The 22,949-nt window shown below is 62.2% G+C and carries 21 protein-coding genes and 2 pseudogenes; 13 read left to right on the forward strand and 10 right to left on the reverse strand.

Annotation, left to right across the window (positions count from 1 at the left end; genetic code table 11):
* Positions 1-136 precede the first annotated feature (136 nt).
* Entirely contained in the window at positions 137-775 is a 639-nt protein-coding gene (locus FYC77_RS14355; RefSeq protein WP_149082248.1) for a phosphoribosyltransferase, read from the reverse strand.
* A gap of 146 nt (positions 776-921) precedes the next feature.
* Here FYC77_RS14355 and FYC77_RS14360 point away from each other — a divergent pair, with 146 nt between their 5' ends.
* Complete coding sequence (locus FYC77_RS14360; RefSeq protein WP_149082188.1) at positions 922-2,400, forward strand: AMP phosphorylase; 1,479 nt, start codon at positions 922-924, stop codon at positions 2,398-2,400.
* A gap of 126 nt (positions 2,401-2,526) precedes the next feature.
* Positions 2,527-3,168 carry a dienelactone hydrolase family protein gene (locus FYC77_RS14365; protein ID WP_149082249.1) on the forward strand — a complete coding sequence of 214 codons (642 nt, stop codon included), beginning with the start codon at positions 2,527-2,529 and terminating at the stop codon, positions 3,166-3,168.
* 109 nt (positions 3,169-3,277) lie between these two features.
* Here FYC77_RS14365 and FYC77_RS14370 read toward each other — a convergent pair whose 3' ends face one another.
* Positions 3,278-3,715 (reverse strand): thioredoxin family protein, encoded by a 438-nt coding sequence (locus FYC77_RS14370; RefSeq protein ID WP_149082189.1) that lies wholly within the window; start codon positions 3,713-3,715, stop codon positions 3,278-3,280.
* 161 nt (positions 3,716-3,876) lie between these two features.
* Here FYC77_RS14370 and FYC77_RS14375 point away from each other — a divergent pair, with 161 nt between their 5' ends.
* From FYC77_RS14375 to FYC77_RS14385, 3 genes are all read left to right on the forward strand, one after another.
* A complete protein-coding gene (locus FYC77_RS14375; RefSeq protein ID WP_149082190.1) occupies positions 3,877-5,922 on the forward strand; it encodes a heavy metal translocating P-type ATPase in 2,046 nt (681 codons plus the stop codon).
* Between the two features lie 175 nt (positions 5,923-6,097).
* Positions 6,098-6,652, forward strand: a complete 555-nt coding sequence (locus FYC77_RS14380) for a class I SAM-dependent methyltransferase (protein WP_149082191.1) — start codon at positions 6,098-6,100, stop codon at positions 6,650-6,652.
* A 353-nt stretch (positions 6,653-7,005) separates the two neighbouring features.
* Entirely contained in the window at positions 7,006-7,875 is an 870-nt protein-coding gene (locus tag FYC77_RS14385; RefSeq protein ID WP_149082192.1) for a CPBP family intramembrane glutamic endopeptidase, read from the forward strand.
* Between the two features lie 286 nt (positions 7,876-8,161).
* Here FYC77_RS14385 and FYC77_RS20745 read toward each other — a convergent pair whose 3' ends face one another.
* From FYC77_RS20745 to FYC77_RS14405, 3 genes are all read right to left on the reverse strand, one after another.
* Entirely contained in the window at positions 8,162-9,487 is a 1,326-nt protein-coding gene (locus tag FYC77_RS20745) for a hypothetical protein (RefSeq protein ID WP_238386965.1), read from the reverse strand.
* 382 nt (positions 9,488-9,869) lie between these two features.
* Entirely contained in the window at positions 9,870-10,787 is a 918-nt protein-coding gene (locus tag FYC77_RS14400; RefSeq protein WP_149082193.1) for a CPBP family intramembrane glutamic endopeptidase, read from the reverse strand.
* Positions 10,780-12,285 carry a serine hydrolase domain-containing protein gene (locus tag FYC77_RS14405; protein ID WP_149082194.1) on the reverse strand — a complete coding sequence of 502 codons (1,506 nt, stop codon included), beginning with the start codon at positions 12,283-12,285 and terminating at the stop codon, positions 10,780-10,782. Before FYC77_RS14405 ends, FYC77_RS14400 begins: the two co-directional genes overlap by 8 nt.
* A 349-nt stretch (positions 12,286-12,634) precedes the next feature.
* On the opposite strand from FYC77_RS14405, the gene FYC77_RS14410 reads away from it, so the two are divergent.
* Complete coding sequence (locus FYC77_RS14410; protein WP_149082195.1) at positions 12,635-13,024, forward strand: ABC transporter permease; 390 nt, start codon at positions 12,635-12,637, stop codon at positions 13,022-13,024.
* On the opposite strand, the gene FYC77_RS14415 is transcribed toward FYC77_RS14410, so the two are convergent.
* Positions 13,007-14,308, reverse strand: coding sequence for an RNA-guided endonuclease InsQ/TnpB family protein (locus FYC77_RS14415; RefSeq protein ID WP_149082196.1), 1,302 nt, complete (start codon positions 14,306-14,308; stop codon positions 13,007-13,009). The genes FYC77_RS14410 and FYC77_RS14415 overlap by 18 nt on opposite strands.
* Positions 14,309-14,879: 571 nt before the next feature.
* On the opposite strand from FYC77_RS14415, the gene FYC77_RS14420 reads away from it, so the two are divergent.
* From FYC77_RS14420 to FYC77_RS20750, 3 genes and pseudogenes are all read left to right on the forward strand, one after another.
* Entirely contained in the window at positions 14,880-15,371 is a 492-nt protein-coding gene (locus FYC77_RS14420; RefSeq protein ID WP_149082197.1) for a hypothetical protein, read from the forward strand.
* A 233-nt stretch (positions 15,372-15,604) separates the two neighbouring features.
* Positions 15,605-15,826 (forward strand): annotated as a pseudogene (locus FYC77_RS14425) (dihydrolipoamide dehydrogenase); the annotation flags it as partial.
* Between the two features lie 593 nt (positions 15,827-16,419).
* Positions 16,420-16,660 (forward strand): annotated as a pseudogene (locus FYC77_RS20750) (carbamoyltransferase N-terminal domain-containing protein); the annotation flags it as partial.
* Positions 16,661-16,769: 109 nt separating this feature from the next.
* Here FYC77_RS20750 and FYC77_RS14440 read toward each other — a convergent pair.
* Positions 16,770-17,162 (reverse strand): thioredoxin family protein, encoded by a 393-nt coding sequence (locus FYC77_RS14440; protein ID WP_149082198.1) that lies wholly within the window; start codon positions 17,160-17,162, stop codon positions 16,770-16,772.
* An 8-nt stretch (positions 17,163-17,170) separates the two neighbouring features.
* A complete protein-coding gene (locus tag FYC77_RS14445; protein WP_149082199.1) occupies positions 17,171-17,368 on the reverse strand; it encodes a hypothetical protein in 198 nt (65 codons plus the stop codon).
* Between the two features lie 36 nt (positions 17,369-17,404).
* Here FYC77_RS14445 and FYC77_RS14450 point away from each other — a divergent pair, with 36 nt between their 5' ends.
* The gene (locus tag FYC77_RS14450; protein WP_202911844.1) at positions 17,405-17,758 is read left to right on the forward strand and encodes a DsrE family protein; all 354 of its coding nucleotides are present in this window, start codon (positions 17,405-17,407) and stop codon (positions 17,756-17,758) included.
* Between the two features lie 49 nt (positions 17,759-17,807).
* Here FYC77_RS14450 and FYC77_RS14455 read toward each other — a convergent pair whose 3' ends face one another.
* Positions 17,808-18,164, reverse strand: a complete 357-nt coding sequence (locus tag FYC77_RS14455; protein WP_149082200.1) for an SHOCT domain-containing protein — start codon at positions 18,162-18,164, stop codon at positions 17,808-17,810.
* A 196-nt stretch (positions 18,165-18,360) separates the two neighbouring features.
* Positions 18,361-19,197: a universal stress protein gene (locus FYC77_RS14460; RefSeq protein ID WP_149082201.1), complete on the reverse strand. Its 837-nt coding sequence runs from the start codon at positions 19,195-19,197 to the stop codon at positions 18,361-18,363.
* A 415-nt stretch (positions 19,198-19,612) separates the two neighbouring features.
* Here FYC77_RS14460 and FYC77_RS20520 point away from each other — a divergent pair, with 415 nt between their 5' ends.
* The 3 genes from FYC77_RS20520 (at position 19,613) to FYC77_RS14470 (ending at position 22,718) form a co-directional block, all read left to right on the forward strand.
* Positions 19,613-19,762: a DUF7512 family protein gene (locus FYC77_RS20520; RefSeq protein ID WP_202911845.1), complete on the forward strand. Its 150-nt coding sequence runs from the start codon at positions 19,613-19,615 to the stop codon at positions 19,760-19,762.
* Positions 19,763-20,791, forward strand: coding sequence for a sulfite exporter TauE/SafE family protein (locus FYC77_RS14465; RefSeq protein WP_149082202.1), 1,029 nt, complete (start codon positions 19,763-19,765; stop codon positions 20,789-20,791).
* A 73-nt stretch (positions 20,792-20,864) separates the two neighbouring features.
* Positions 20,865-22,718 carry a cation:proton antiporter domain-containing protein gene (locus tag FYC77_RS14470; RefSeq protein WP_149082203.1) on the forward strand — a complete coding sequence of 618 codons (1,854 nt, stop codon included), beginning with the start codon at positions 20,865-20,867 and terminating at the stop codon, positions 22,716-22,718.
* Positions 22,719-22,949: the final 231 nt, after the last annotated feature.

Below are 22,949 nucleotides of genomic sequence, written 5' to 3' on the forward strand. Positions count from 1 at the left end.
TCGTCCAGACTGTACGGCCGCGGCCCCGCGTCGATACTCGATCGTTCGAGACCGGCCATCACGTAGTCAGTGGGGTTTTCCACTCGCGGAACGTCCCGGCCGACGTCTCCGTGTCGGGCCGACGTGGTGGCGATCGTCATCGCTCGAGGTACTCCATCGCATCTTCGTCCGATACCTGCGTGAAATCCCTGTAGAATTGGCCGACGCCACGAAAGCCAGCCGGCGTCTCGAGACAGACGACTTCGTCGACCTGCGCCTGGAAATCCGCGATCGTGTCCGGTGGGCCGACCGGAACTGCGAGGACGGTCCGACCGGCGTCGGACGCCTCGAGACGCGAGAGACAGGCCCTGGCGGTCGACCCTGTCGCGACGCCGTCGTCGACGACGACGACCGTCTTGTCGTCGAAGACCGGCGGAGACCGCCCGCTTCGGTAGCGCTCGGCCTTCTTTCTGGCGGCGTCAGCCTCGACCTCGCGTTGCTCCTGGAAGTACGCTTCGTCGGCGTCGGTGACGCGAAACGCTTGCTCGTTTCGCCAGACGCTCCCGTCGCTTGCGACGGCCCCGATCGCGTACTCGGGATTTCCGGGAGCGCCGATTTTCTTCGCGACGACGATGTCGAGCGGCGCGTCGAGTGCGTCCGCAACTGCGCGTCCGAGGGGCAGTCCGCCCCGCGGAATCGCGAGGACGAGATCCGCGTCGACGCCCCTCTCGCGGAGTTCCTCGCCGAGCTGTTCGCCCGCGTCCGTTCGGTCGTCGAATCTAGCAGTGCCGTCCATCGGTTCGAGGGAGTCAACGTGACGAGAGATCATATAACAGATGGGCCGGACCACTACCCGGAATCTCCGACGGGTTGGCCGTGGCCGCCACCTCGAGGGCAACCGGTCGCTCCACTTTTGTCCTCGCGGTGAATCTCGACGAACGAATGCGACTCGAGGCCACTACGATCGATATCGGCACGTCTCGTCCGCTGGTCCTATTGAATACGGTCGATGCCGACGAACTGGGCGCACACCCGCTCGACCGCGTCCGGATCGCCTGGGACGGGGCGACGACGACCGGGATCGTCAAGCGGACCGACGAACTGGTCGAGGCGGGTACCGTCGGCGTAACCGAACCGCTCGATCACGTTCACGGCGACGTCGAGGTCACGCTCGCGGGGACGCCACCCTCGGTCCGGTGTGTGCGGAAGAAACTAGACGACGTCGAACTCGAGCGGAAGGAACTCGAGCGGATCGTCCGGGACATCCACGAGAACCGCCTCTCGGATGTGGAGCTGAGTGCGTTCGTCTCCGCGGTCTACGCGAACGGGCTCTCGCTGGCGGAGACGAAGAACTTGACGGAGGCGATGAGCGGCGTCGGCCAGCGACTGCAGTGGGACGCCTCCATCGTCGCGGACAAACACTCGATCGGCGGCGTCGCGGGCAACTGCGTGACACCGATCATGGTCGCGATCGTCGCCGAGGCTGGCGTGACGATGCCAAAGTCCTCCTCGCGGGCGGTGACCTCGCCGGCCGGCACCGCGGACGTGATGGAGGTCGTCAGCGACGTCGAGTTCTCGATCGAGGAGATCGAACGGATCGTCGACGAGACCAACGGCTGTCTCGTCTGGGGTGGCGGCGTCGACCTCTCACCCGTCGACGACGAGATTATCCGCGCGGAGAACCCGCTGTCGATCGATCCCGAGGGGTTGCTGATGGCGTCGGTGCTCTCGAAGAAACGGAGCGCCGGCTCGAGTCACGTCGTGATCGATATCCCCTACGGCGAAGGGGCGAAAGTCGAGAGTCTGGTCGCCGCCCGGGAACTCGCGGACGACTTCAAACGCGTCGGCGACTACCTCGAGATGGATATCCACTGTGCGATCACCCACGGAACCGATCCGATCGGTCGCGGTGTCGGTCCCGTCCTCGAGGCTCGTGACGTCCTCGCCGTACTCGAAGGCGACGGCCCCGAGTCACTCCGGCTGAAGTCGCTCCGACTCGCCGAGATGCTTCTCGAGCACTGTGGCGTCGATGCCTCCGCGACTGAGATCCTCGAGTCGGGCCGGGCACTCGAGCGGTTCCGGTCGATCGTCGCCGCACAGGGTGGCGATCCCGACGTCGAGTCGGCGGATCTCGATCCCGGCGAGGAGTCGACGACGATACGGGCAGATCGGGCCGGGATCGCGAGTCGCGTCGACAACAGGCAGCTCTCCGACCTCGCCCGGCGCGCCGGTGCACCGCGTGACAGCGGAGCCGGGCTCGTCGTCCACCGGACGGTCGGCGACGAGGTCGAAGCCGGCGATCGGCTGTACACGATCCACGCCGAAACCCGCGCCAAACTCGAGGAAGCGATGTCGTTCGCCGACCAGCTCGAGCCGATACGGGTCCGCAGCAAGGCCGACGCACTGGTCGAACGCCGGTAGCGATCGGAACTATCCTTCGACAGCGTCCCCTCCTGGAATTGGGCCAACTGTAGGGCGGTGAGTCGCGTCGTGAGTTCCGCCAGCTGTCCCCCTGGCATCAAGGCGTTTCGCGTCGTCGGATCCGGTATGGTCCAGGATCCTGACAGCCTCGTCTCGATTCCGGTCGACGACGTCGAACTCGAGGGCGTACTCGAGATGCCGCCGGACGCGTCGGGTATCGTCGTCTTCGCCCACGGCAGCGGCTCGAGTCGGAAGAGCCCGCGCAACAACTTCGTTGCGGACGTCATCCGCGATCGTGGACTCGCCACCGTGCTGTTCGACCTGCTGACCGAGGCCGAAGACCAGTATCGCGAGAATCGGTTCGACATCTCGCTGCTGACCGATCGGCTCGTCGCGGTCACCGAGTGGCTGTGGAACCGTGAGGAGACGCGGAGCGCGAACGTCGGCTACTTCGGCTCGAGTACGGGCGCTGCGGCCGCCCTGTGCGGGGCCGCGCGTCTCGAGGACGACATCGACGCCGTGGTCTCCCGCGGCGGGCGCGTGGACATGGCTTCGGCGGTGCTCGCCGACGTTCGGGCACCGACGCTGTTTATCGTCGGTGGGGCCGACACACAGATTCTCGAACGCAACCGCAAGGCCCGCGAGCAGCTGAGCTGCGAGAACGATCTGTACGTCGTCGAGGGCGCGGGCCACCTCTTCGGGGGCGAGGGCGAACTCGAGGAGGTCGCCGACGTCGCCGCCGACTGGTTCGCGGAGACGCTTCCCTGACACCGCTGTTCGCGGAGACGGTCGCTTGACGCCGCTGTTTTCCACATTGAAACGAACTGGCTCTCGATTCGCCCTGAGCGCCAGCGAGCGAACCCGTGAGAAGAATCCGTCAGGCAGAGGTGCTATGTCGGTCGATCAGCTTCTCGAGCTGGCCCTTGCTCTGTGCACCGACCGTCCGCTCGACTGGCTCGCCACCGGCATAGAGGATCAGCGTCGGCACGCCCTGTGCACCCAGCTGCTGGGCCAGTCGCTGGTGACGATCGATGTCGACTTTCGCGACCGCCGCGTCGCTCTCCTCGGCCAGCGCCTCGATCGTCGGCTCGAGCATCTGACACGGGCCACACCAGTCGGCGTAACAGTCGACGAGCACGACGTCGTGTTCGTCGACGACCGCCTCGAGATGGTCCTGTCCCTCGATCGCGATCGGTTCGGATGGGGTCACTGCCGCGTCTTCACCCAGCTCGCCGCCGTTTTCGAGCCGGTGCTGGAGCTCTCGTTTCTTCTGTTCGCGAATCTGTTCTCGTTCTTCCTCGAGTGAGTCACTCATTAGGCTACTGTACGTACTCGTCACCAATAAATTGTGGGGTTTACACAATACTGTTCGGGCAGACGTGCACCGGCCGCTGCTGTTTCACTCCGGTACGATCCGGATTCCCATCCGAGACGAATCACGTGAACGCTTATCCACGACGGGTTCAAACGAGTCGTATGGAGACGCAATCGGGCCCCGCGCCAGCGGCCGTCGACGAGCCAACGGCGCTGACGGAGCGTCTGGAAATCAGGCGTCAGGGGATCTTCGTCGCTCTCACGTTTTTCGGAATGGTTGGTGGACTTCTCGGCAGTTGGCTCGGGGCCCCGCCGTGGTTCGTCTGGGGCTGTTACGGCACCGCGTACGCCTTCGGCGGCTGGTACGGGCTCAAAGCGAGCATCGAAGCGTTGCGAGTACCCGAAGTGGAGATCGACCTCCTGATGATCGTCGCCGCACTCGGTGCGCTCTACATCGGCGCGCCGTTCGAAGGAGCGATGTTGCTGTTCTTGTTCTCGCTGTCGGGGGTCTTAGAGGAGTACGCCATCGGCCGGTCGCGGACCGCGATCAAGTCGCTGGTCGAGATGCGACCGGAGTCGGCCCAGGTTCTCCGGAACGGGACGGAAGTGACGACCGAAGTCGACGAAGTCGAGATCGGCGACGTGTTCGTCGTTCGCCCCGGTGAGCGACTGCCCCTCGACGGGATCGTGGAGGCTGGCGAGAGCACGGTCGATCAGTCCTCGCTCACCGGCGAGTCGGTCCCCGTAGCGAAGGAGCCGGGAGACGAGGTGTACAGCGGGACGATCAACGAGACGGGGAGTCTCGAGGTCCGGGTCACTCGAGCGGCCACGGAGTCGGCGATCTCCCGACTCATCGCCATGGTCGAGCGAGCCCAGGAGAAGCGAGCGCCGACCCAGCAACTCATCGACCGGTTCGAGCAACCCTACGTTCTCGGCGTCTTCGCGATGACCGTCGTCGCGATCGGGTTCCCGCTTGCGGTCCTGAACCACGCGTTCGAGCCGACGTTCTACCGCGCGATGACGCTCATGGTCGCCGCGTCGCCGTGTGCGGTCATCATCTCGACGCCGGCGGCCGTTCTCTCGGCGATCTCCGCCGGCGGTCGACAGGGCGTCCTGTTCAAAGGTGGTGAACACATCGAGACGGCAGGGAACGTCGACGCGATCGCGTTCGACAAGACGGGGACGCTGACCGAAGGGAACACTCGACTCACGGACGTAAACGCGCGCGAGAACGCGTGTGCCGCCACCGACGGCGGCATCGTCGAGAGCGACGTACTCGACGGTTCGGTCGAAGACGGAACGCTGACGGACGACCAACTGCTGACGCTCGCGGCGGCCGTCCAGTCCCGGTCGGAACACCACCTGGCCGAGGCGACCGTCGAGGCCGCCGAGGACCGCTCGCTCGACGTGCCCGACGCGACCGAGTTCGAGGCAGTCGTCGGCAAAGGCGTCCACGCGACCGTCGGTGAGCAGACGATCCACATCGGTAACCCACGGTACGTCGAAACCGTCCTGGACGGGCGACCGATCGACGGCAAAACGGCTGGACTCGAGGCCGTTCGTGAGCTCGAGGCCCACGGGAAGACGACCGTCCTCGTCGTCAGCGAACCCGCTGATGGCGCTTCGGTCGACGATCGTCCGACCGTTCTCGGCTGGCTCGCGTTCACCGACACGATCCGGCCCGACGCGGCCGAGATGATCGCGAAACTCCGCGAGCGCGGTGTCGAACAGATCGTCATGCTGACGGGCGACAACGAACGAGTTGCCCAGTACATCGCCGACGAACTCGGAATCGACGAGGTGTACGCGGAACTACTCCCCGAGGAGAAAGTCGATCACGTCGAGACGCTTCAGGAGCGCCACGAGGCTGTCGCGATGGTCGGCGATGGGGTCAACGACGCCCCCGCACTCGCGACGGCCGATATCAGCATCGGCATGGGTGGCGCCGGAACCGACGTGGCACTCGAGACGGCCGATATCGTCCTCATGTCGGACAAACTCGATCGGCTCCCCTACGCGTTCGCACTCAGCAAGGAGACCCGACGAACCCTGTATATCAACTTCGCCATCGCGTTCGGGGCGATCGCGATCATGGTGATCGCGATTCTCACTGCCGGGATCCCACTCCCGGTCGCGGTGATCGGTCACGAGGGATCGACCGTCCTCGTTAGCCTGATCGGGTTACGTCTGCTCCGTTTCGACGGCTGACACGGTCTGCTGTGACGATATTCCGGTGGAATCCCAGGACTGCTCGCGGTCACACCGTTACTGACTGACAGCAGTCCGTACGACGTGCCACTGGGGTTTCGAGGGTCAGGACGCGGACCGGACCGGCCGAACGCAAAAGCGTACACTCTTGTGACTGACGCCCAATCGTATACACATGGGATTTCACACGTTCCCGACCGACCGCGCCGACAAACTCGAGGATCCATCTCGCTACCGATTCTGTTCGCGCGAGGAACTGCTCGAGATGCTCGATCTCGAGTCCGATTTCGTCGTCGCGGACCTGGGTTCGGGGACGGGATTTTACTCGCGGGAGGTCGCACCGTTCGCCGAGACGCTGTACGCGGTCGATGTCCAGGAGGAAATGCACGAGTACCACCGTGAGGTGGGGCTCCTCGAAAACGTCGAACTGGTCACGGCCGGTGTCGACTCGATGCCGTTCGACGACGACGAACTCGATGGCGCGTTCTCGACGATGACACATCACGAGTACGCCACCGACGAGACGATGGCGGAACTCGTCCGCGTCGTTCGACCAGGGGGTCGTCTCGTCACCGTCGACTGGTCCGCTTCGGGGGCTGGCGACGAGGGACCGCCGATGGACGAACGATTCGGTCCCGACGACGTCGCCAGTCAACTCGAGGAGGCGGGCTTTACCCTCGAGCGCGTTCACGACCGGCCGGAGACGCTGGCAGTCGTTGCTCGTCGGTAATTTCGAGCGGCCACCCCGCTTCGTGGATCTGTCTCGGCCCCTTCGGGAGACAGCGGTGTCGAGGCCGTCTGAGTCCATTACCACTCCCCGTGACTGGGGGTTTATTACTTCGACCACTGATCGTGTCAGTGTGGGTACTATCCCACCACCGGTGATGGCGAGGACACACGTCGATATCGGTCACTTCGGGCGAGTGCGTGTATCACCTTCCACGAGCTACACGAGCGTGGTCAGCCCAGTCACTGTGACTGCCCTCGGCTTCGAGGAACGTTGTGCGACGATATCCGCTCGAGTGACGCAAGGGAGCTCGCCGCTGGCCACGGGAGACGGAATAGCCGCTTGGGGAACCGTCCATGAATACTGATCTGCAAGCGGTTGCCCGATCCCACCAAGTCACACTCTTTTTCGTCCTCGCCATCGCGTTCACGTGGACAGCTCACGGTATCGAAATCGTCACCGGCCGCCCGTTGATTCCGATCGGTGTGTTAGGGCCGATACTCGCTGCGGCACTCCTCACGTGGGTAACCGGCGGAAGCCTCCGACAGTGGGCGGGACAAGTTCTCATCTGGCGGACCGGACTTCGCTGGTACCTGATCGCAATCGTCGGGTTGCCAGTCGTTCTCGTCGTCAGCTCGACGGTGCTGATCGTGGTCCTCACCGGTGACCCGCCACGGCCGGAACTGCTGCCCGAGCGGACGGGCTTGATCGTCGGCTACTTTTTCTTTCAACTGTTCCTCCAGGGCGGCCTCGAGGAGTTCGGCTGGCGCGGGTTCGCGCTGCCGCGACTCCAGGAACGATACACCGCGCTCGTTGCAAGCATCGTGATCGGTGTCGTGTGGGCGCTCTGGCACGGGCCGCTGTTTTTCGTTCCGGGTACCTACTACTCGCAAATCCCTCCGGTGTTGTATCTCTTGCAGACGATCGGAACGTCGGTGATGATCACGTGGGTGTACAACAGCACCGGCGGCAGCGTCTTGCTGGCGATGGCGTTCCACGCGGCCAACAACGTGAGTATGTTGCTGTACCCGTGGGAAATCGATATCGAGGTGATCGAAACGTCCCTCGCGGTAGACGTATCGATGACGATCGTCTATCTCGCCGTCGCGACACTGCTCGTGGTCGTCTACGGTGGCGCAAACCTGACGAACCGTGAGACGATTCCCGGCACGGAGCACACGGGGGGCGTTCCGGAAAATCGGACCGAAACGGCTGCCACGGACTGATACCGTCGAACAGAACTATAGTAGCCACTGCACGTCAATGCACACCTAATCGCACGACTTCTGTGCGATCAGTGTGTAAATAGTTGCAGTTGTTACTATAGTGTGAGCATTCGCCGCGCCTGTCTTGTGAATTCGCGTCAGTGACTGCTGTCCGACAGTATGAACGTTGCACATCCGCAGACGCGTCGCTAGTGGTGGACCGAGTGCGTCGAATCCCAACGTGTCCGTCGACGTGTGACTCGCCACGTCGGTTCCGACGTTATTCCTCCGCCGTCTCGCTGGTCCCCTAATTGGACTGCTGTATCTCGCCCAAAAGCACGTCGACGACCACGAGGAGCACCCAGAGCATCGCGCCGTAGATGAGGATCCACTCCACGACGAACGGAGACTCGAGCATTGGGGTGGTAACGTACAACATTACGGGTGGAATCAGTCCGACGAGTCCGCCGTAGACGGCTGGGACTCGAGGGAATTGTGGGTGGCCGTACAGCGCGATATTGAGTAGAATGAGCGTCGCGCTCAAGGCCAGAAACAGTGGGATGACCAACGCCGCGTGTCCGTCGAAATCGACGGAGTAGATCCCGTTCATGATCAGCGCGACCCCGACGAAGAGTCCGACTAGTTGCCCGGCCACGAGTACCGCATTCCGTCGACGACTCCGGGTGTAGTAAATATTCAATCCACCGACAAATAGTATCAGGGCAAGTCCCTGAAAGATCTGGCCGGCATCGTAAAACTGTGCGCCGAGAGCGGTGTTCGCGCCACGACCGCTGGCCACTGTGCCCCCGAGATCGCTGTGAAAGTTCGATAACGGGGAGAACGCGCCTGACCAGTGGGAGTACGCCATCCCGGTGAAGAACGCTTCACCGAGGAGCAGGAATAGTCCGCCGAGGGCGGTGAGAGACCATCGAAATGGATTTCCTGGCGAGTCCCGCTGGTGTGCTTTTGAACTTCGTTTGAACCCGTTCGACAGCACTCCCCTTCTGAACGCGTCGATGGTGACGAGAAAGATCCAGACGAACGCGGCGTAGATGAGGATCCATTCGGCAATAAAGAGCGGATCCGCAGTGACGTACATCAGAAGGTACCGACCCAGCGGGAGTATCGCGACGAGGACGCCGTAGCCGGCGATCCACCGGGGAAATCCCGGGTAGCGATAGAGGGCCGCGTTGATCGGAACGAGTCCGATGGTAATTCCCAGAAACATCGGAATGACCCACATCGCGTGGCCAGTTTCGAAATCGAGCGAGTAGACGCCGTTCATGATCAGTGCGACCCCGATGAAGATCCCGGCGAGCTGGCCGATGGTGAGCAACGCGTCCCGTCGGCGATCCCCCGTGTAGTAGACGTACAGGCCGCCGATGAACAGGATCACCGCGAGGCCGATGAACACCTGGCCCGCATTGTAGTACTGCGCCCCCAGTGCCGTGTTCGCACCCGGCGGACCACCGACCGTCATGCCCAGGTCGCTGTGGTAGTGGGTGAGCGGCGAGAACTCGTCCGGCCAGCGGCGGTAGGCCTGGCCGGTGAAGAATGCCTCTCCGAGCAGGACGAGAATCCCGCCGAGGACGGTCAATGGCCACCGGAACGGGTTTCGTAGCTGCAGCCCCATGCCAGCGTCTTCAGCAGGGAGAACAATATAGTACCAACTGCAACTGTTTATACCCGATTGCACAGCTATCGTGCGATCGGTGGATAAACTGACTTTTAGTGGCTATGATAGCTCCGTTTCGGCAGGGATCGACGAGGACCCGAACCAGATACTGGCCCGCCAGACGCGCGATTCGCATCGGTCAGAGAATGTCGGTTACTCCGTCGAGGGGAGACGATCACGCGGACGTCGAGTGGCTGCGTCGCCCGCTGTCGGTGATGTCGAAGCCTGTCATACGGTTTACTGTAGTCAATTACCGCCGATCACCGACCACGTCACTGGTGATCGGCGGTACATAGTTACAGCAATCCGTATCAGTCTCCGAAGAGCCGGTGGCGAGGGACTACTCTGTACCGGATGACTGTACACGAGCGCGTCGGCTTAGTGTCTTCGGCCCGTAGACCGAGACCACCACGACGACGACCAGCAGCGCCAACACTGCTGGGAAGAAGCGTCCAACGGGACCGTGTGGCACGAGTTCGCCGCTGAAGTTTCCCGAGAAGTGAAACAGCACGGCTCCGAGAATACTGCGGCCCGTGTTGTTGTAGATCCAGGTGTACAGAACTGAGACGACCGTCGCCCCGAACATGAACTCCCAAAACGGGAGTGTCAACACACCCAGTTCGGCCTGATAGGTCCCGACCATCACGAACATGGGGACGTGCCAGACGGCCCAGAAAAATCCGAGTATCAGACTCGCCCACAACGCGTTCCAACGCGCCTGCAGCCCGTCGAGTGCGTATCCGCGCCAGCCCAGTTCTTCGGGTAGTGGGCCAAAGATCACCATGAAAACCGCGTACGGGAGGAGCGATACCGGATCAGCGGCGAACTCGGCAGCTCGCTCGAACGCTGGAACCGCGTCGCCGGCGAGGACGCCTAAGAGTAGTGCCAACCCGTTCAGGACCGGAACGAGCAGGAGGATCACGGCGTACCAGCGTAGCCCGATCCGCCGGACGTCGACGAGCCGCCGCCAGTAGTCACGCCGGTGTTTCCCCTCTGCGTCCCAAAAGAGCAGAAAAATCGCCGCCCCTGGGACGCCGAGTCCACCGGCGGCGAACAGAATTACCCCGGGCAGTGCGAACGGGTCGTACTCGAGGACGACCAGTGGGATCCAGAAGAGGTACGAGACACCGAACGCGATGGCGAAGAACTGCCACGGGTTCGAGTACTCGAAGAACTCCGGGTCCACGTCCGGAGACGCGACAAGCGAGATGGTCGACGTCTCGCTCGCTGGTTCGTCGTCGGCGCTGTCGTTAGTCATTCGGTTCACCCGTGCCTGTTTTGGGAAACAGGACCGTCACCAACAGGAGAGCGACGACTGCCGACAGTGCCAGTCCGATCCACTCGGCGATCACCGGCAGGAAGAACGCCACAGTTTCTCGACCGATGGTCCACCAGAGCCCGAACGTTACGACTGCGAGGATGCCCAGGACCGCTCGAGTGACGCGGTCGCGGTCGGATAGCGGGGCGAACGTTCGCGTTCCCGCGATAGCACCATATCCGAGTCGGAGGGCGAGCCCGGCCGCAACACCGACGAGAATCCAGACTGGCAGGCGAATCCAGCTCCTCGCGCGCGTCAGCGACTGACTGGGGAGGCCGCGTCGATCCGTCCACGCCGCCACGACGTCGGCGATAAGCTGGACACTCCGTTCGCTGTTCGTGAGGATGACGATTCCGTCGCCGGTCCCGGGGACAGCGTGAAACCAGTGCCACGAACCGGATCCTTGCCCGCCGTTCATCACTGCCCGCTCCCCATCGGAGAGCGTTTCGACGAAGTGTCCGAGCCCCGCGCCGTCGCTGGCGAGGCCGTAGAAGCCCGTCGTTTCGACAGTCGGAGCGTATAGTTCCGCGACGTGCGCCGGTTCGAGGACGCCCCGCCCCACCGGTTCCCCGCTCGTCTCCGTGCCAGCGGCGACGAAGCGAGCGATGTCTGTCGCAGTTGCGTACAGCCCGCTGTGGGCGCTGGCGGGACTATGTTTCGCGGGGGCCTGGGAGCCATCCACGAAGTGCTCCGTGGCCAGTTCCGATCGGAGCCCCTCGGTGGCGACGAAGGTGGCACTCTCCATCTCGAGCGGCTCGAGGATTTCGTCGGCCACGTACGCTGTGAAGTCACGCCCCGTAACGTCCTCGAGGAGGAGTTCCAGTAGCGCGTACCCGATATTCGAGTACCGGAACTCACCGGGTTCGCTCGTCGGTCGTGCCGCTGGTCCGTCCGCGTGTCCGGACAGCGCCTCTCGAAGCGGTGGCGGCTCTTCGTCCAGCGGGACGCTCTCGTACCCACCTGCTGGCAGCCCGGCACTGTGGGCGAGCAATCGACGAACGGTCACGTCGTCCCACGAATACGCGGCGTCAGGACGCTCCCAGCTCGTCAGGTGTCGGCCAACCGGATCGTCGAGTTCGAGCTCGCCTTGCTCGACGAGCTTCAGTACCGCCCACGCAGTGATCGACTTCGTAAGTGATTGCACCCGGAACGGGGTGTCTTCGGCCATCGGGCGTCCGTCTGCGGGGTCAGCACTACCGTAGGCACCGTTCCACGTCACCTCGCCGTCCTCGACCAGGGCGATCGACGCCCCCGGAACGTCGTAGCGATCGAGCACAGCCGGAACGCGCTCGTCGAGATACGCCGGGAGCGATTCGTCGGCGGAGGTGGGCTCGCTGACAGTGCCAAATCGGCTCGAGAGTCCTCCATTTGCTCCAACGAGGGAGGCCGCAAGCAATCGGCGGCGGGTCGTGACTGGCCCCGAGCGATCCGACGGCATAGTTCTTCTTGTGTGGACTGACTGATAAACATCGTCGCTTCGCTCGAGAGAAATTACGCTTCGGAGATAGGTGGATCGATAATGCGTTACTGACAGTCATGAGCCATTTTCTGAGTCTGAATAATCGGTACAACTGATGGCGTATCGAGTGAAACGACCATGTTCCTGACGTGAAATTCTCGCCAAAAGTGATTCCTTAGTTGACCGTCCCGATTACCGGCGATCCGCGCCTGTACAGCATCGAGTGCAACGTCTCACCCGAAGGTTTACTGGTGCGGACGTGGTCCGGCTACGTAGCTGTTGTCGGAGTCGTGACAGCGGGTATAACAGTCTACAAGTGGTGAATCCGATGGCCGGTCCCCTCACATACGTCGTCGCGATTGCAGTGGCGATCCACGGACTCATTCACTTTTTCGGGATCGGCGTCTACTTCGAATTACTCGAGCTGGCAGATCTCCCGTACAAAACCACGCTACTCGGCGGCGCCGTCGACGTGGGGGACGTTGGGATCCGGGTCTTTGCGGTGCTGACCGCTGTGGCCGGCGTCGGGTTCGTCGCGTCGGCTGCCGCGTTGGTCGCTGGCTGGCGCTATTGGCGAGACACGCTGCTCGCAGTGACTGTGTTGTCGTTGCTCCTTACGGCGCTCGATTGGACCGTCGCCTCCGCAGGCGTTCTGGCGAATCTGGCCATCCTGGCTGGTCTTCTCGTGCTGCCGCGGTTGTCAGTAACCCACGACTGAAGTCGTGGGCTTGTCAGTGGACTCCCCTTCTGCCGTCGAATTGACGGAGGCGGTGTAATCGCCGTTCAGGTTCAGCGTCCCTGACGTTAGCGCACACTGACAGGGTGCGCCTCCACTCGAAGACTTCTGCCCCGAGTGGAGTTTTTTGAGAAGTTTGCGAGCGATGTTTTTGCTCGCATTATAATCTGCGTTCAGTTCGTACTCGCACTTCTGACACACGAACTGGTGTTTTGACTGCCGATTAGACTCGTGGGTAAACCCGCACTTGGAACACCGCTGACTCGTGTACGCCGGACTCACCTGTTCGACCCCGATGCCGAACATCTCGGCTTTGTATTCGACGTAGTGGTACAAGCGCCGGAACGCCCATGCATGGAAGCGTTTTGCACCCGCCATCCGGTCACGAATCCCGGTCAGGTTCTCGAACGCAATGTGCGTACACCCGTGGTCATGAGCTTCTTCGAGAATCTGGTTCGAAGCGCGATGGAGTTCGTCTTGCATCCAGCGGTGTTCGCGATCTTTCATTGATTGAATCGACAGGTGTGCCGACCGCGTCCCAGTCTGTTGCATTGACCCACGAGTCTTCTCGAACTCTCGGCGTCGATGATTCATCTCGTCAGCGTTTCCGATGAACACGCCTGTCGAAGTCACGGCGAGCGAACCGTCCACGTTTAGGTCAACGCCAAGGACTGTTCTGTGCTTGGTATCAAAAGAAGTTGTGGACTGCTCTCGGTCATCACGTTCGAGTCGGCGCATCCGTGCATGGAGATAGAACGACTCTGTGGAACGGTCGTACTGCAATGTGGACATACGGAACTCGTAGTCCTCATTCAGCAGATACTCACCAATTGGTGTTCCCACTGGTTTGGTTGGGATCACGTAGTCGCACTCGACACGGCCGTTCACCGTGGACAGAGAGACGTGATCGCGGTGGAACGTTGCGCTTCGTTTGTCGTAGACAACGCTCCACGTGTCGAAGTGCGGTTGACTCGTCTTGTCGCCGTCCTTGAGGCGAGCGACACCGCTTTTTGTGGCCTCTATAGCGCGTCGAATCCCTTTCTGCACGAGATTCGCGGTCAACTCCGTTTCGCTACGAAGTCTGTCGTAGAGGGCTTTCTCAGCACTCTGTTTCGAGGTTATACAGTAGTCGTGTGGGTATCTCCACGCCCAGTCTGCCGTCGTATTGGCACAGTGGAGGAACTGGTCTTTGGTCTGATGGAGGTCGTCGCACCGCTCTGTAGGGACATCGAGTTTGACTTTGACGGTGCGAATCACGTCTTCCATCCGTATTTCACATATTGAATCAATTCTTTATAAATTCTATGACCCACGTTGGGGAATCCGACTGCTATCGCTCGTGGATTGATTCGAGCCTTGTCGGATTCCTCCCACGACTGAAGTCGTGGGCTTCCTCCTTGCATTTCTGTGAACAGTGGAGTACGCGTTTGCGATTCTCGCCCTGCTCGAGGAGTCTTCGTCACCGTTGTACACCGCTGTTTCTCAACGCGGACAGACTGATGGCTACCGCCGGCGGAAGCTGACCCATGATTGATGCCACTCGAGAGTACGTATCCCGTCGGAGGTCGTGCCAGCGGCCACGGAACAACTATAGAAACAACTGCAACGGGTGACACACTGATCGCCGATCCTGCTCACGGGTCGTTCCTCCCCGTTCCCGTCGCGGTTCTCACTCCCGTCGGTCGTTCCGAACCGCGCCCGTTCCGAACCGCGCCCGTTCCGAACCGCGCTCCTGTCCGGCGGATGTCTAGTGACTTGCAGTCGCTACGATAACTCACATTCTCGAGAGCGAGGAATCAGATAACTGTATTATCCGTATTCCGATCCAATGTGTCGTATGAAGACCGTCTCCGACGCTCTCGAGACGCTCGCCCCTCGATCAGTACGAGCGTCGCTTCAGTTCGGAATTGCCGCACTCGGAGCGATCGTGATACTCGGGAGTCTCGTCTGGTTTGCCGCGATTTTCGTCACGATGCCCAAGAGCGACAGCGGCTTTGCGGAGGGACTGGCGATCGGGGTGGGTGGACTGTACGTGGTAGCGGGGTTCGTCGTCCTGTCGGTTGGACTGTTGATCCCACAACACGGTACCGGCGGAATCCGGTTCTCTCGGGGGCAACGAACGCGGCTGGCGTATGGCGCGATCGCTCCGATAGTGAGTGTGCTTCTCGTTCCGATCGGTGCCACGGTCGCGCCACCGCTGACGGCACCAGTGACGTCCGTGCTGGTAGCTGTCCTGGGAGGACTGCTCCTCAGCGGTCCGCTCGCGACCCTGAGTGTCGTGGGTGGAAAGGCGAGAGAATGCGGTAAATCGTGGAAACACGACGGATGAATCTCGAGGAAAATTCGCGTGTGAGGTCTGCCCTCGAGTCGAGGGCGAACAAGGGGATTGTCCGTCGCTATCGGCTGCCAGACGGAGGCAGGAACTGACTGTCTCCAGTCGATTCGATATCGGAACGAGCAGAGCTGTACCCGCTCGGCCCGCCGGAAACAGGCGTTTCCGACTCGGCGCTCAACCCTGTACACCCTGTAACGGTAATGGGAATCGCGACCGTCGATAGCCGTATGGACACCGAACCTGCGGAGTTCGACCTCCTCGGAATCGGCTCGGAATCGGGGCTCGACGTCGCGGGCGCAGCGGCCCGCCGGGGTCAGTCGGTCGCAGTCGTCGAAAAGGGACCGCTCGGTGGCACCTGCCTCAACCGGGGCTGTATCCCCTCGAAAAAGTCGCTCTACCACGCCGAGGTGATGGAAACCGTCGAGCGCGCTGCCGAGTTCGGATTCCACAATGCATATTGGTGTCACCCCCATACGGAGAAACTGATGGATTCGAAGACAGCGTCACGACGGTCGCTGCTCGGCCTCGCTGGTGCGACGAGTCTCTGTTGTCTGGCGTTTGCCCCCGGAACAGTCGGTCTGGCGGGCGGCGGCGCTGCAGCCGGACTGGGCGCTGGGCTCGGACAGATCGTCGCGACCGTGCTGACGCTGGCCGTCATCGGATTCGTCATCCGCTGGCGGACGACCTGTTCGACCTGCGAGCGATAACGGGTTCCCCGTCGCCGATCGGTGCTTCCTCACGCCGCGTTCTCACGCTGTCACTTTGTCAGCGAAACGAAGACCAGAAACGTTCCATTCGTAGCCGTGATAGGTCGGATACGCGACCGCGAGGCTCAGTGCGAAGGTGATGAGCTTCGCGACGGCCAGCGGCGTCTCGACATCGGTCGCCCTGGATGTCGTCTCACAGCGACGTGAAGGTTCCTCAAGTGCGGTCTCGACCGAACTTCCGTGGGGGCCGTCGGGACCGATCGTCTGTCGCTGTTCGATGAGCCCGTGATTTATTCGTGTTCACACACTGTCCGAATCAGGGGCGTTCACGAAATATGATGGACTATCGATTTGCGTTGAAACCTGCGATCGGACTCTACGGGCAACACGATCCGAGCGCCGTGCTCTTCGAAGACGGGACTCCCGTTTTCGGGGTCGAGGAGGAGCGCTACACACGGACAAAACACGCGACGGTAGACTTTTCCCGAGCGCGCGATCCGGGGCTGTCTCGACGTCTGCGATCTGGAACTCTCGGAACGCGATCGCATTTTGCTTCCCGACGATCCGGCCCTCCGACCCGATCGTCAGAACACCGACTCAGGTGCTCAAGGACTTCTACGGTATGGGGCTCGCCGTTCTCGAGTTCGAGGACGTCGTCGTCGAGAAATCCGAGAACTGATCGTGCTCACCGGGGACCGCCACCGACCGACGCTTCGGCGTGCGCTTCGAGCAGTTCCACGAGCGTTTCGGCGGATTGGAAGCCGTCGTCCAGTCGGTCGACTTCTTCCCCTCCCCGCAGGACGACGAGGGTAGGGACCCGCTGAACGCCGAACTCGTCCGCGAGATCGAGCGCCTGGCCCGCGTTCACGATTCCAACTGCGCCTGGCGCGCTCCGTGCGACCGACCCGAGCACCGGTTCCATCGACGCACAGATGCCACACCCGGCGGTGACGAACTCGAGCAATACGAGGTCGTGAGCCTCGAGGAACTCCTCCGCGTCGGCGGCGTCCTCGAGCTGGATTGGTGTTTGCGGCGCGTTCGCGTCGTCCTCCGTCGGTCCGGATGCGGTGTCGGTCATCGGTACGGCTACGTGCCGAACGCATTTGAGTATTGTGCGTGATGGGCAATCCGGATGTCGAGGGGGTCGTCGGGGCCGAGGAGATGGCTGTCTATATCTGCCCGTCCAACGAAGGGGTCCCAGAGCAGGGACTTCGAGACCAAGACAGTCTGACCGATTTCTCCGCCAGTGGATGTTCCCGTCGATCCGTCCTCTACGTCGATCATACGAACGTTTACAGTATTGTGGCAAAAGTACAATATATGGGGGCACAGAATCCACAGTCACAAGCCGACAGTATCGGTATCGTCCTCGAGACGGCGGATCCCGAACGCACCTGGAACGCGTTCCGCCTCGGGATCACGGCCCTCGAGGACGGCCACGGGGTGTCGGTGTTTCTACTCGGAGAGGGCGTCGAGGCCGAGGAGATCACCGACGACGAGTTCGACGTTCGCGACCGAATGGAGGCGTTCGTCGACGCCGGTGGCGATCTCGAGGCGTGTGGAACGTGTCTCGAACTCCGCAACAGCGAGGGGAGCGAGTACTGTCCGATGTCGACGATGTCCGACCTCCTCGAGGTCGTGACGTCGTCCGACCGGGTGCTGACGATCGGCTAGTCGTGTACAGCGTGGGGGGTCAGTACCGAATTCGGGCCACGTTTGCCACTCACTCGTCTCGTTGAAGTCGCTCGCGCCGTTGTTCGAACTCCTCGTCGGAGAGATCACCGCGGGCGTACGCAAGTCGCAGTTCTTCGAGCGCGGCATCTCGGTCGCCACTTTCGGTGCGATCTATCGCCCTGTGGAGGAGGTACGCGCCGCCGAGGACGAGCAGGAACATCGGGAGCCAGATCACCAGCCACGACAGTGTCGATCCAACTCCGCTCGCACCACCGTTGTCCCACATGTGTCCACCACCCCACATTCCCATCATCGGCCAGACGAGGAACATCAGTAAGAACGGGACAAGAATGACGAGCGCAACGACGAGGAGGAGCGTCCGGAGAAGGTCAGTGTCAGCGGACATACTCGATTGTTCACCGGAATCTGTAATAAAAGACGGCCCCGGTCACCAACTCGGAACAGTTTGGCGCGTCATTGCTTCAGTACCGCATCATTCCGTTTTTGTGTGGTGTGCGGGCCGGTACTCATACGGTTGTAATTTGTTATCGGTGATCGCTCGAACGATAGCGATCACCGGTAAAACGTTACGACGATCCGTATCACGACGGCGGGACGAGCATCACGTTTCCGTTCGCTCGAGCGACGAGGTCCTCGGAGACGCTGCCGAGTAACAGTCTGCGAAGCCGGCTGTGACCGCGCGAGCCGACGAGAATCGTCGTCGGGTCGACGGCGTCTTCGACGGCGAGGATTTCGTCTGCTGGATCGCCCTGCCGAATCTCGAGTCGCGTGTCGATCCCCCACTCCTCGAGCTGGTCGGCCAGCTCCGCCAGCCGTCCTTCGGGATCCGTGTCTTCCGCGAGTCCCGGATCCTTCGGCGTCTCGACGTGGACGAGCGTCGCCTCCTGGGTCGCGTGACGGAGATACGAGAACGTGTCGAACGCGCGCTCGGCGTTCTCGGAGAAGTCCGTTGCGTACAGCATACGCTGGAACAGGTGCTGTCTGACGACGGACGGATCGTCGGCTTCCCGCTCGACTCGGTTGACGAGCAGCGGCGTCTCGGTCGTCCGCGCGAGGTTACGCGCCGTCGAGCCGATGACCCGATTCTCGAGTGGGCTCTTCCCGCGTGAGCCGACGATCGTGAGGCTCGCGCCGATCGTTTCCGCGATGCCCCGGATCCGCCGATGGGGTGTTCCGCGGACGACGTGTACTTCGACGTCGAAGCCGGCGTTCTCGATAACCCGCTCGTAGCTGCTGATCGCTTTCCGTCGTCGCTTCTCGAAGTCGATTCCGGGCATGCCCGCGTGAACGTTCGATGGAATCACGGTCACGAGGTGCATCTCGTCGACGCCGATACGGCCCAGACACTCGAGACAGGTTTCGTTCTCGATGGTCGCCTCGCTGGCGGCCGAGAGGTCGGTAGCGAGTACCGCTTTCATACTGGCTGTAGGGGCCGACGGTATAATATTGTTTGGGTATCCCAATATACTGGCTCAAAGAGCTGTGTCCGTCGAACCGCTCAGTGTGCGCACAACCGTCTAACCGTATTCGAAGACGAGTGTGACGAGTTCGCACGACGGTTCGTAACCACACCACGTGGAACTCAGTCCGACGACAGCTACGTTGCCCGCATATGTCTCGCGCATGATGGGATACGGAGGCCAAAGCTGGACCGTCGCTGGACCGCCGATATCTCCATAACGTATACAGATATTCTCGTTGGATAGCCGTGCCATATCTTGCAGTAATATTGTATGGCGGTCCCAAAAGCGTTATACATCCCCTCCGGGTAGAAGAGAGTGAGTAGAAATCCATGATCCGCACACAACCGAACGTCGACGGAGGGTGGAACGAATGATCGAATCCGTGGCGCTCCCCGCACCGATACAGGCGACGCTCCTCGTGGGCGTCATCCTCGTTCAAGCGGTCGCCCTCTACGCCGGCTACGGCGTCCTCGAGCGAGTTGCAACACCACTGATCGAAACGATCACAGACGCACGATAGATGGAGATACTGGGACTCAGCCTGACCCTGCTCGTGTTGTTCGTGAGCTTCGGCTTCATGGTCGGGGTGTTGTTCGGCTTCTTCGGGATGGGCGGATCGTTCCTGATCACGCCGACGCTGTTGCTCCTCGACTACCCCGCTTCCGTCGCGATCGGGAGCGGGCTGGCGTTTTACTTCGGCACCTCCGTCATCGCCGTGTTGAAACACTACGACGTCGGCCAGGTCGACTACAAACTCGGCGCGATCCTCTTCGTCGTCCTCTCGATCGGGATCGAACTCGGCAGTCGGCTCGTCTTCGGCCTCGAGGCACTCGGCGTTGCGAACCTGGTCACGGGCGTCGCGTACGTCGTCCTACTCGGGGGAATCGGCGCGTTGTTCCTCCGTCGCGCCGCGAATCTCGAGGACGAAGACGATACAGGGGACGAGGACGTCGACGACGACGACATTCCGGCGATCGGTCAGAAGATCCAGTCGTACACCGTTCCGCCGATGATCTCGCTGACGTCGGGCGGTCGAGCGTCGCTGTGGACGATTTCGGGCGCTGGCGGGAGCGTCGGCCTCGTCTCGGGATTGATCGGCGTCGGCGGCGGCTTCATCCGCATGCCCGCCATCTACTACCTGATCGGGACGCCCCTGACCGCGGCAGTCGGGACGAGCCTGTTCGCCGGGCTGTTCTCGGGTGCATTCGGAACGTTCACCTACGGCATGTCCGGCAGCGTCGATCTGACGGTGGTCTCGTTGCTACTGGTTGGGAGCGCACTCGGCGCGCGCATCGGCTCGGCAGCGACCACGATCGTCGAGGAGGACGACGTGATCGTCTACTTCGGACTGATGATGGTCCTCGCCAGCCTCGGAATCGGCCTCAGTGAACTCGCGAACTGGCTGGGAACGAGCGCGCTCGATCTGGTGAGCGTTTTCCTGCTCGTCGGATCGTCGTTTGCCGTCGCCCTGATGATCCTCTACCAGGTCGTCAAAACGGCCGGTGGAGACGACGCCGGGGCGCAACCTGCCGCAGATGGTGGTGACTGATGCTCACCGCGTCTCGCCAGTACCGTTTTCAACTGTACGCACGTCTGTGTAACCGAGCGTCACACCCCCGCCCATGAAGCTCGTCGCCACCGTCGCGCTCGTCCTCGCCCTCGGCGTCGCCTCCCGCGTCCTCGCGGACCGACTGCGGATTCCGAGCGTCCTCTTTCTGATCGTCGCCGGAATCGTGATCGGACCCGCAGTGCTCGGCTTCGTCTCACGGGAGACGTTCGGTGGCGGGCTCTCGGCGATGGTTGGCGTCAGCGTCGCGATTATCCTCTTCGAGGGTGGCTACCATCTCAACCTCGAGAAACTCCGGGAGAGTCCCGCCGCACTGACACGCCTCGTCACCGTCGGCGCGGCGATCACCTGGCTCGGGACGGCCGCCGCCGTCGTCGTCTTCCTCGAGACGAGCCTCGAGGTTGGCTTGTTGGTCGGCGCGCTGTTGATCGCGACCGGCCCGACCGTGATCGGACCGATCCTGCAGGTCGTCACCGTGCGGGATCACGTTGCAGCCGTCCTCGAGGGCGAGGGGGTGATCAACGACGTGACGGCGGCGATTCTGGTGGTCGTCATCTTCGAGGTTCTCGTCGCCGGGAACGGAACGCCGGCAGCACTCGTCGGCGGTTTCGTGGTCCGGCTGTTCGTCGGCCTCGCGTTCGGTGCCCTCGTCGCCGGAATCGTGTGGCTGGTCCTCAAGCGCGCACGCTCGAGACCCCGTGCGGCACCGCTGCACGCTCGGTTGATCGTCCTCGCCGGTGTCGTCGTCGCCTACGCCGGAGCTGAGACGATCGCAAGCGAGACGGGGATCGCCGCCGCCGCGATGGCCGGGTTCGTCCTCGGGAACGTCGACCTTCCCCATCACGAGGAGGTAATCGACTTCCTCGACGACCTTTCGGTCGTCGTTCTCTCGTTTATCTTCGTTGCACTGGCGGCGTTGATCGACTTCGCCGATATCCGCGCGCTCGGGCTGGCCGGCCTCGCCATCGTCGTCGCGATCACGCTGGTGCTTCGCCCGGCCGTCATCTACCTCTCGACGACCGATCCGCGGTTTACGGGAAACGAGCGACTCTTCTTGAGCGCCGTCGGCCCGCGTGGGATCATTCCCGCCAGCGTCGCGACGCTGTTCGCCGTCGAGTTGCAGGCGCTCGGTCGGCCACAGGAGGCCCAGCTGCTCGCCGGCACCGTCTTTCTCATTATCTTCGCGACGGTCGTCCTCCAGGCCGGCCTCGCACGACAGATCGCAGACTACCTCGAGGTATCACCAATGCGCACGATAATCGTCGGCGGGGGCCGCGTCGGTCTCTCGCTCGCACAACGGCTCGAACAGGACGGCGAGAACGTACTGCTGGTCGACTACGACCCCGACGCGGTCGAGAAAGCCCGCAAACGCGGTCTCACCGCACTCGAGGGCGACGGCACGGACGCCGACGTACTCGAGGCCGCGGGTGCGGACGACGCGAAGACGGTCATCGCGACCACGCCGGACGACGACGTCAACCTGCTTGTTTGCCAGCTCGCGAAGACCACCTTCGACGTCGGCAAGGTCGCCTCGCGAGTCAACCAGCCCGACAACGTCGACGCCTTCGAATCGCTCGGCGTCCACGCGATCGACCTCTCGATGGCGACCGCGTGGTCCCTCGAGAACGTCTTAGAGCGACCGTCGCTGTCGGCGTGGATGAACGAACTCGGCCGGACCGGCGACGTCCAGGAGATCGAGGTTACCGCGTCGGATCTCGTCGGGAAGACGATCGCCGAGGTCAACGCCGAAATCCCCGACGGCTGTATCGTCGGATTGCTCACCCACCAGAACGGGACGACTGAGGTCCCGACCGGCGATCACCGACTTCGGGACGGCGACCGCGTAACCTTCCTCGGGCAGACGGCGGCCGTCGACCGGGCCGTCAAGCGGTTCCACCCCCACGACTGATACGGATTACTGTATCGATCTCCCGGCACACCGCCGTCCGAGTTACGGTTGCACCGGAGCTGACGGACGATATCGGTCTAACGGACGAACTGTCGGACAGCGACCAGTCTGAACCCGACACATACCGATACGGCGGTCGTTCGACCGGACCGCTGGGCCCCGCACGCGAAGCGATCAGTGTCGTTTAATATATAAAAGTCCCACTGTAGCGAACGTTTATATTGTGTAATC

It is taken from the genome of Natrialba swarupiae (assembly GCF_008245225.1).
GTDB lineage: Archaea > Halobacteriota > Halobacteria > Halobacteriales > Natrialbaceae > Natrarchaeobius > Natrarchaeobius swarupiae.